2 protein-coding genes are annotated in these 2791 nt (G+C 31.1%); both read right to left on the bottom strand.

The genetic code is table 11. The features are described 5' to 3' along the window. Positions 1–153 precede the first annotated feature (153 nt). Positions 154–1836 carry a phospholipase D family protein gene (locus tag Q4586_RS13900; protein WP_303529978.1) on the bottom strand — a complete coding sequence of 561 codons (1683 nt, stop codon included), beginning with the start codon at positions 1834–1836 and terminating at the stop codon, positions 154–156. Positions 1837–2006: 170 nt separating this feature from the next. Further along, the gene (locus Q4586_RS13905; RefSeq protein ID WP_303529981.1) at positions 2007–2702 is read right to left on the bottom strand and encodes a DUF4240 domain-containing protein; all 696 of its coding nucleotides are present in this window, start codon (positions 2700–2702) and stop codon (positions 2007–2009) included. Positions 2703–2791: the final 89 nt, after the last annotated feature.

Here is a 2791-nt window from a genome sequence, read left to right on the forward strand (position 1 = left end):
ATTTCTATGAGCGCCAACGTGTTTGTATATGGTTTGTTGCGTGGTTTAAGCAACTAATTTAGTAAATAATTACCGACAAAGAAAGTCCGTGAGGACTTTCGTAAGTAGGCGAGAAGCCAGCAATAAATTATATACGGTGTTAGGGGCTGGCTTTTATTGTTTTTCATACGGAAAATTTGCTTTGTCTAAAAGTTCATATTTCCATCTATTTCTGTCATTATTCCATTTCTTGCTTTGACTCCTTAATTGTGCAACATTGTCCCTATGTTTCTTTAAAATTTTTGGATTCTTTTCTCTGAATTCTTTGATTTTATCAGTTCGCTTTAATTCTTCGATAAGTTTCCAACTGTTGATTTTATCTAAAATACTTTCTCTATGTTTCTGTTTCTCCCATTCCCATTCCACACCATTTTTCGCAAGAAGATTCCCTAACATTTCTTCTCTTATTTCACTAATTAAATCAGTTCTATTTTCTCTGTCTTGTCTCAATTTTGAAGTCATTTGGTCGTTTAGCCAATGTCCAATATAAGTTTTTTGAGAAGGTACTGTCTTAAAGTTTTTCTTTTTACTATAATAATTCTCAAGCTCAACTAAACTGTCAGTCCATTCTTCGTCTTTGGGGCGTTTATACATTGTACTATCAAATTCCCAAAGGAAGTTGATGGATTGCATTTTCCTTTCCTCATATTCAGTCAGTTTTGGGCCATAACTTTTATTACCTTTTCTTCTCTGTTTTTGCCAAGCGCACCACCTACCAACAAGATAATACGGATTAGATTTGTTCTTAAATTGTGGCACATAAGTATATTCACTATTTGGGTCTACTTTGTTTTTATATTCTACAACTTTGTTAAAATCCTTATTCCATTTGATTAATCTTTTTCTTTCTCTACCTATGCCACCAAATGGAAAACCTACATCTAATAATCTTTCAAAAACTTCAAATGGTAGCGAATCTCCACCTTGATTATAGAGTTTATGCATTTTTTGATACCAATAAAAAAGTTCTCTATCATCTGTATGTTTACTTACTATTCCAGAAGGTCTTTTATTTTTTTTATAAGAAATATATCTTTCTAATATTGTGTCGAATTTTTCATAGTCGTTTTCGCCAAAACTTTTTTCAGTAGTTCTTTTAGTCGATGTGTCAATTTGCTCAAATCCGGATTCAATATCATAATCAGTAATTTCTATATCTGTTTGTTTTTCGTCCGGATTTTCCCCATCGTTATTTTTTGGTTCTTTAATTTTCTCTTTTTCTCCAAACTGGTTAAAAAGTAAGTTATCTTTTATTAATTTTTGTAATAATTCTTGTGTAAGTAATTCAAGCTTTGATGATGATAAATCCAGTAAATCGGAATAATAATCTTTAATTTCATTGATTAGATTTATTCCTTGTTTATCAGTTTTAGTACGAAAATCCAATTGAATAGATGCTTCTAAATTAGATTTCAATCCTGAACTTGTTAAGTTTGAAGAACCAATTATTACTCTTGTAAACTTTTCTCCCTCAAAAATGAATAATTTCGGATGATAAGTTACGTAGTTTCTTTTATCATAATATATGTAAGTATTGATATTTTGATAAAGCAAAGATTCTAAAGCTTCTTTTGATGTACCTCTGTTATCAACTCCAATGTAAAATCGGATATGGTCATATTTAGATTTAGCTTTTTTAAGAAATGGTTGAAGCATTTTAACGCCTGAAATAGAAGCAAAAGCAACGAAACCATTGAAAATTTTATAGTCTTTGCTTTCTAAAGATGCTACAATTTGTTTTCCGACGTTATTTTTGTCTCCTGAATCAAGTCCGTGTCCTAAAAAAGTTGCTTTCATTTACGGTATTTTGTGTGCGTGGTTTAGCTTGCCCCTAACGGTTTTGTGTATGATTAGTGGCGTGTTTAAGCACCTAATTTAGCAAATAAAAACTGAATAGAAAATCCGCGAGGATTTTCGTAAGTAGGCTAAAACCAGCCATTAATTATACACGTTGTTGCCACCAGTTTTTAATTCCACAATTTTTCAAATAACTTCGGACAAATCGCTTTCATAGTTTCAGGTTCTTCCTCTTTCCAAGTAAACTCAAAATTCGGATAATTCCCTTCATTTGTTTTAAAATCGTCAGATATATAGTCGTATAATTCTTTTTCTGTTTTATTTTCAAATGCCGTTAATGCAACATACCAAAAACTTTCAAAGTCATAATATTCTTCGCCTTCTACAAATTCCGAAATTAAACTGTCTGGATTTTCCTTTGCTTTATAATATGTGTCTTTACCTCGTGATATAATCCAATTTCTAAAATATTCAAATCCATCGTCCGAACAACCTCCATTCATTATATATCCTGCACACCACATTTCAGAGTTGTAAGTATCGTAAAGAAGTTTGTCAGTTCTCAATCGGAAACCAATCATTTGTTTTGGTGTCAATTTTTCAATTTCTTTGACTAAAAACCTTTCTTGAGCATCTTGATTTTTAGTATTCTTTACTGAAGAGTCAACTATATTCCAAAATATTGTTTCGTCTAACATTTCACTCGTTTTCTCAATTTCTTGATTGTAAGTTTTTGGTAATTCTTTTTTGGCAGGTTCTTTCTTTCCAAAAAGTTTATCAAATATTCCCATTTCGTTATTGTTTTTCGTGTTTTGATTACAACTTAATATCAAAAATGATGTAAATATTATTGTCGTGAGTTTCATTTTTCAAATTGGTGGCAACGTACTTGTGTATGGTTTCGTTACGGAAAAGAGCGCAGCAATTTTCCGAACTTAAACCAAAGATAGTAAAA

It is taken from the genome of Tenacibaculum soleae, from assembly GCF_030549005.1.
GTDB lineage: Bacteria > Bacteroidota > Bacteroidia > Flavobacteriales > Flavobacteriaceae > Polaribacter > Polaribacter soleae.

Coding starts and splice junctions, on each gene's coding strand:
- Q4586_RS13905 (WP_303529981.1), bottom strand. CDS start 2,702: ATGAAACTCACGACAATAATATTTACATCATTTTTGATATTAAGTTGT.
- Q4586_RS13900 (WP_303529978.1), bottom strand. CDS start 1,836: ATGAAAGCAACTTTTTTAGGACACGGACTTGATTCAGGAGACAAAAAT.